At 64.1% G+C, this 6,210-nt stretch carries 8 protein-coding genes and 1 tRNA gene; all 9 read right to left on the bottom strand.

What is annotated here, in order from left to right; translation table 11 throughout:
- A partial coding sequence (locus ACPEH8_RS05380) for a 2Fe-2S iron-sulfur cluster-binding protein (protein ID WP_423666229.1) occupies window positions 1-521 on the bottom strand: 521 nt, incomplete at its 3' end.
- Complete coding sequence (nuoF, locus tag ACPEH8_RS05375) at window positions 518-1,858, bottom strand: NADH-quinone oxidoreductase subunit NuoF (protein WP_017354661.1); 1,341 nt, start codon at window positions 1,856-1,858, stop codon at window positions 518-520. The genes nuoF and ACPEH8_RS05380, both read right to left, overlap by 4 nt.
- Window positions 1,859-1,861: 3 nt before the next feature.
- A complete protein-coding gene (nuoE, locus tag ACPEH8_RS05370; protein WP_017354660.1) occupies window positions 1,862-2,389 on the bottom strand; it encodes an NADH-quinone oxidoreductase subunit NuoE in 528 nt (175 codons plus the stop codon).
- A 94-nt stretch (window positions 2,390-2,483) separates the two neighbouring features.
- Window positions 2,484-3,791 (bottom strand): NADH-quinone oxidoreductase subunit D, encoded by a 1,308-nt coding sequence (locus ACPEH8_RS05365; RefSeq protein WP_017354659.1) that lies wholly within the window; start codon window positions 3,789-3,791, stop codon window positions 2,484-2,486.
- Window positions 3,788-4,537 carry an NADH-quinone oxidoreductase subunit C gene (locus ACPEH8_RS05360; RefSeq protein WP_017354658.1) on the bottom strand — a complete coding sequence of 250 codons (750 nt, stop codon included), beginning with the start codon at window positions 4,535-4,537 and terminating at the stop codon, window positions 3,788-3,790. Before ACPEH8_RS05360 ends, ACPEH8_RS05365 begins: the two co-directional genes overlap by 4 nt.
- Before the next feature lie 31 nt (window positions 4,538-4,568).
- Window positions 4,569-5,123 (bottom strand): NuoB/complex I 20 kDa subunit family protein, encoded by a 555-nt coding sequence (locus tag ACPEH8_RS05355; RefSeq protein ID WP_017354657.1) that lies wholly within the window; start codon window positions 5,121-5,123, stop codon window positions 4,569-4,571.
- Window positions 5,114-5,470 (bottom strand): NADH-quinone oxidoreductase subunit A, encoded by a 357-nt coding sequence (locus ACPEH8_RS05350; RefSeq protein ID WP_026070543.1) that lies wholly within the window; start codon window positions 5,468-5,470, stop codon window positions 5,114-5,116. Before ACPEH8_RS05350 ends, ACPEH8_RS05355 begins: the two co-directional genes overlap by 10 nt.
- Before the next feature lie 112 nt (window positions 5,471-5,582).
- Window positions 5,583-5,667, bottom strand: a tRNA-Leu gene (locus ACPEH8_RS05345).
- A 52-nt stretch (window positions 5,668-5,719) separates the two neighbouring features.
- Window positions 5,720-6,172, bottom strand: coding sequence for a preprotein translocase subunit SecG (secG, locus tag ACPEH8_RS05340; RefSeq protein WP_026070542.1), 453 nt, complete (start codon window positions 6,170-6,172; stop codon window positions 5,720-5,722).
- Window positions 6,173-6,210: the final 38 nt, after the last annotated feature.

Genomic DNA, 6,210 nt, shown 5'->3' with positions numbered 1-6,210 from the left:
CCGGCTACGTCGGCGGTGAAGCGGACGCAGCGCGTGCACTGGATGCAGCGGGTCATCTCGGTGGCGACCAGCGGGCCCATGTCTTCGTCCGGCACCACGCGCTTGCGCTCGTTGAAGCGGCTCACCGAACGACCGTAGCCGAGCGAGACGTCCTGCAGCTCGCACTCGCCGCCCTGATCGCAGATCGGGCAGTCCAGCGGATGGTTGATCAGCAGGAATTCCATCACCGAGCGCTGGAACTTCAGTGCCTTCTCACTGCGGGTGGCGACCTTCATGCCATCCATGACCGGCGTGGCGCAGGCCGGCGCCGGCTTGGGCGACTTCTCGACGTCGACCAGGCACATGCGGCAGTTGGCCGCGATCGGCAGCTTCTCGTGGTAGCAGAAGCGCGGGATCGGAATGCCGGCCTTGTCGGCGGCCTGGATGATCATCGAGCCCTTGGGCACGACCAGGGACTGGCCGTCGATTTCGACGGTCACATGATCCGGTGGCACGCTCGGATTTACGGGTTGCGCGCTCATGCAGCGGCTGCCTCCACCTTCTTGCCGTCAACCATCGAATGACCGTTGACGATGTAGTACTCGAATTCGTCCCAGAACTGGCGCAGGAAGCCCTGGATGGGCCATGCCGCCGCTTCACCGAACGCGCAGATGGTGTGGCCTTCGATCTGGCCGGCCACTGCCTTCAACTGGTGCAGGTCTTCCATCGTGGCCTTGCCGGCAACGATGCGTTCCAGGACGCGGTGCATCCAGCCGGTGCCTTCGCGGCACGGGGTGCACTGGCCACAGGATTCCTTGTGGAAGAACTGCGAGATGCGGCAGGCGAACTTGACGCAGCAGACGCTGTCGTCGAGCACCACGATGGCGCCCGAGCCCAGACCGGTGCCCAGGGCACGCAGGGTGTCGTAGTCCATCTGCAGGCCCTTGAGTTCTTCGGCCTTGAGCACCGGCATCGACACACCGCCCGGAACCGCGCCCTTCAGGGTGCGACCCGGCTTGAGGCCGCCGGCCATTTCCAGCAGCTCGTCGAAAGTGGTGCCCAGCGGCACTTCGAAGTTGCCGCCCTTCTGCACGCAGCCGGAAACCGAGAAGATCTTCGGACCGCCGTTCTTGGTCAGGCTCAGGCTCTGGAACCACTCCGGGCCGTTGCGGATGATCGCCGGCACCGAGGCATAGGTCTCGGTGTTGTTGATCGTCGACGGCTTGCCGTACAGGCCGAAGTTGGCCGGGAACGGCGGCTTGTAGCGCGGCTGGCCCTTCTTGCCTTCCAGCGACTCCATCAGCGCGGTTTCTTCGCCGCAGATGTAAGCGCCGGCACCGAGCGCACCGTAGATGTCGATGTCCACGCCGCTGCCGAGGATGTTCTTGCCCAGCCAGCCGTTGGCGTACGCGTCGGCCAGGGCCTGCTCGAAGTGCTCGAAGGGCTCGTGGTGGAACTCACCGCGCAGGTAGTTGTAGCCCACGGTGCTGCCGGTGGCGTAGCAGGCGATTGCCATGCCTTCCACGACCGAATGCGGGTTGTAGCGCAGGATGTCGCGATCCTTGCAGGTGCCCGGCTCGGATTCATCCGAGTTGCAGAGGATGTACTTCTGCATGGTGCCCTTGGGCATGAAGGACCACTTCAGGCCGGTCGGGAAGCCGGCGCCACCGCGGCCGCGCAGGTTGGACTGCTTGACCATCTCGATGACCTGTTCCGGCGAGATCTTCTCTTCGAGGATCTTGCGCAGGGCGGCGTAGCCACCGGTCTTGAGGTAGCTTTCGTACGACCACGGGGTGTCGTAGTGCAGCGTGGTGTAGACCACCTGGTGCGGCAGCGGCGCAGGACCGACCGGACCCGTGGGTGCGTGATGATGTGCCATGTCTTACTCCAACCCGTCCAGCAGCTCGTCGACTTTCTCGACGGTCAGGCGCTCGTGGTAATGGCCGTTGATGACCATCATCGGCGCACCGGCGCAACCAGCCAGGCATTCTTCTTCGCGCTTGAGGTAGACGCGGCCGTCGGCGGTGGACTGGCCGGTCTTGCAGCCGAGCTTCTTCTCGGCGTGCGCAACCAGGTCCTCGGCGCCATTCAGCCAGCAGCTGATGTTGGTGCAGAAGGCGACGTTGTGGCGGCCCACCTTCTCGGTCTCGAACATCGAGTAGAAGCTGGCAACCTCATAGGCCCACACCGGCGGCAGATCCAGATACCTGGCGACGCCGGCGATCAACTCGTCGGTCAGCCAGCCCTGGTTCTGTTCCTGTGCCGCATGCAGGCCCTGCAACACGGCCGAGCGCTTGCGATCCGGCGGGAACTTGGCCAGCCAGTGATCGATGTGCGCGCGCGTCTTGTCGCTCAACACCACCATCGGGTCGACGTCGCGCGCCGCCTCGAAATTACCTGTCGCCTTCATCGGCCGACCTCAGCGAATACCAAATCGTGAAAGACCAGAACCTGCAGCGCCGGCAGAAGCCGGCGGGTGTCAGGCATCGTGCATGCGGCCGGGATCACCGGTCCACCTCACCGAACACCAGGTCGTAGGTGCCGATCATGGCCACCACGTCGGCGAGCATGTGCCCGCGCACGACCGAGTCGATCGAGGACAGATGGGCGAAACCCGGCGCGCGCAGGTGCACGCGGAACGGCTTGTTGGCGCCATCGGACATCAGGTAGCAGCCGAACTCGCCCTTGGGCGCTTCGACCGCAGCGTAGGTTTCGCCGGCGGGGACGCAGTAGCCTTCACTGAACAGCTTGAAGTGATGGATCAGCGCTTCCATGTCGTCCTTCATGTCCTCGCGGCTGGGCGGCGCGACCTTGAAGTTCTTGACCATGACCGGGCCGGGGTTGGCACGCAGCCACTGCACGCACTGCTTGATGATGCGGTTGGACTCGCGCATCTCGGCCACGCGGACCAGGTAGCGGTCGTAGCAGTCGCCTTCCTTGCCCAGCGGAATGTCGAACTCGACGGCATCGTACTTGGCGTACGGCTGCTTCTTGCGCAGATCCCAGGCAATGCCCGAGCCACGCAGCATCACCCCGGTCATGCCCCACGCATGGGCCAGTTCCGGGCTGACCACGCCGATGCCGACGGTACGCTGCTTCCAGATACGGTTGTCGGTCAGCAGGGTCTCGTACTCGTCGACACGCTTGGGGAACTCGACGGTGAAGTTCTCGAGGAAATCGAGCAGCGACCCTTCGCGCGCGGCGTTGAGGTTCTTCAGGGCCTTGCCCTTGTGCCAGCGCGATTCCTTGTACTTGGGCATACGATCCGGCAGGTCGCGATAGACGCCACCCGGACGGTAGTAGGCCGCGTGCATGCGCGCGCCGGAGACCGCTTCGTAGCAGTCCATCAGCTCTTCACGCTCACGGAAGGCGTACAGCATCACCGCCATCGCGCCCAGATCGAGCGCGTTGGAACCCAGCCACATCAGGTGGTTCAGGATGCGGGTGATTTCGTCGAACATGGTGCGGATGTACTGCGCGCGTTCGGGCGCTTCGATCCCCATCAGGGTTTCGATCGCGCGCACGTAGGCGTGCTCGTTGCACATCATCGACACGTAATCCAGGCGATCCATGTAGCCGATCGACTGGTTGAAGGGCTTGGACTCGGCCAGCTTCTCGGTACCACGGTGCAGCAGGCCCACATGGGGGTCGGCACGCATGATGGTTTCGCCGTCCATTTCCAGGATCAGGCGCAGCACACCGTGCGCGGCCGGATGCTGCGGGCCGAAGTTCATCGTGTAGTTGCGGATTTCCTGCCGGCTTTCGGCGGGATTGCTCGCAAAGGCCTGGCTGGCCTGGTGGAATTCACTCACTTTACTGCCTCCGTCTGCGCGCTTTCGCCGGCAGCGGTCTGGAAACGGGCATCGTCACGGATCACGCGCGGCACGCCGACACGCGGCTCCACCGAGGTCACCGGCTCGTAGATCACGCGCTTCTTCTCTTCGTCGTAGCGCACTTCGACGTTGCCGATCAGCGGGAAATCCTTGCGGAACGGATGGCCGACGAAACCGTAATCGGTCAGGATCCGGCGCAGGTCCGGGTGACCTTCGAAGATCACGCCGTAGAGGTCGAACGCTTCGCGCTCGAACCAGTTCAGGCCCGGCCAGACGCTGGTCAGCGACGCGACCACCGGCAGTTCCTCATTCGGCGCGAAGCAGCGGATGCGCATGGTGAGGTTGTGCTGGTAGGAACGCAGCTGGGCGACCACGGCGAAACGCTGCAGCGGGATCGGCTGCGGCTGGGCGCCATCGCTGGTTTCGCGGGTGGGGAACTCGCCCCATGCGAAACGACCGACGGACTTGCCCTCGACGCCGCGGCTGAAGCCCTGGGACGACACGTCGGCCGTATCCCATTCGTCGCTGCCGTAGCCGAGGTAGTCCAGGCCGCACAGGTCGACGGACTGCTCGAAACCGAATTCGTCGCGCAGCGCCAGGGCGGTGGCATGCCAGTCAGCGGCGGGCACTTCCAGCGTCACTTCGCCGCGGGGTTCGACCACGAAGACCTGCGCACCGGCAAAGCGTGCGGAGAGTCGGTCGATGAAGGATGCTTGCTCTGCCATGGGGCTTGGCGTGCTCTTGTCAGGAGGAATGTCAGCGGGCGATGGTCTGCGTACGCCAGATCTTCTTCTGCAGCTGCAGGATCCCGTACACCAGCGCTTCGGCGGTAGGCGGACACCCGGGAACGTAGACGTCCACCGGGACCACGCGGTCGCAACCACGCACTACTGCATAGGAGTAGTGGTAGTAGCCGCCACCGTTGGCACAGCTGCCCATCGAAATGACCCACTTCGGGTCCGGCATCTGGTCGTAGACCTTGCGCAGCGCCGGGGCCATCTTGTTGACCAGGGTGCCGGCCACGATCATCACGTCGGACTGACGCGGCGACGGGCGGAACACCACGCCGTAGCGGTCAAGATCCAGGCGCGCCGCGCCGGCATGCATCATCTCCACCGCGCAGCAGGCCAGACCAAAGGTCATCGGCCACATCGAGCCGGTCCGCGCCCAGTTCAACAGCGCATCGACGCTGGTGGTCACGTAGCCCTTTTCGAGCAGCGGGTTGTCGCCTTCGGGGCGCAGGATGTCGTCGACCCGCCCTTCCGGGACCGGGTTGTTCATCAGGCCATCGAGAGTCTGAATCACTCCCATTCCAGCGCTCCCTTCTTCCAGACGTAAATGAAACCGAGGAAAAGCATGCCCACGAACAGGCCCATCGTGACCAGCGAACGCGCACCCAGTTCCATGAAGACCTGGGTCCACGGCACGATGAAAATGATTTCCAAGTCAAATACGATGAACTGGATCGCGATCAGGTAGTAGCGCACATCGAACTTCATGCGCGCGTCCTCGAAAGCCTCGAAGCCGCACTCGTACGGCGAGAGCTTTTCCAGATCAGGACGTCGTGGACCGAGGAATCGGCCGACCAGCATCAGCGCAACGCCGATACCGGTGGCAACGATCAGAAACAGCAGAGACGGCAAATATTCGGCCAGCACAGCGATTCTCTCTTGCCTCTGCCGCTGCGCCTGCAGGCGCTTTGGCATGGGGGAGTGGACGGACTCCGCACCCTGGCGCCGTGCGCGCCAGACGAAATCCGCTTACAAACAATGGTGCCCAAGAGGGGACTCGAACCCCTACGACTCTCGTCGCTACCACCTCAAGGTAGTGCGTCTACCAATTCCGCCACCTGGGCTTACGATCGCACCGGGGGTTACTTCCCAATGCGCCGCATATTGTAACCGTCTTCAGCGATTCTGGGTGCCTTCCGAAGGCTTTTCTTCACCAGAAGTTTTCGCTCCCGCCTCAGCCGGCACAGTGGCCTGCGGAACCGGCTGCTGGACCGGGGTCTGGACGGGTGCTGCCGGGGCCTTCGGCACGGCCGGCAACTCACCTGCCGGCGCTGCCGGCACGCTTTCCACCGGGGCCGACATCAGGCCCAGGTCCTGCTGCGCTGCCGGGCGCGAGCCGTGGCTGGCGTACCAGGCCATGAAGAGGCTGATGCCGAAGAACACCACGGCCAGCCACTTGGTCGACTTGGACAGGAAATTGGACGCGCCGCGCGCGCCGAACACGGTCCCCGAGGCGCCCGCGCCGAAACCCGAACCCGCGGCCGCGCCGGAACCACGCTGCATCAGGATGAGCGCGATCATGGCCACCGCCACCAGCACGTAGACCACATTGAGGATCAACATCAGCATTTCGAATCCGTCCTCGGACATGTCGCGCCGACGGTCGG

The sequence above is a fragment of the Stenotrophomonas sp. NPDC077461 genome (assembly GCF_049545475.1).
Classification (GTDB): Bacteria; Pseudomonadota; Gammaproteobacteria; order Xanthomonadales; family Xanthomonadaceae; genus Stenotrophomonas; species Stenotrophomonas nematodicola.
The sequence above is the reverse complement of the archived record's forward strand: the minus strand, read 5'-3'. Positions and strand labels throughout refer to the sequence as shown.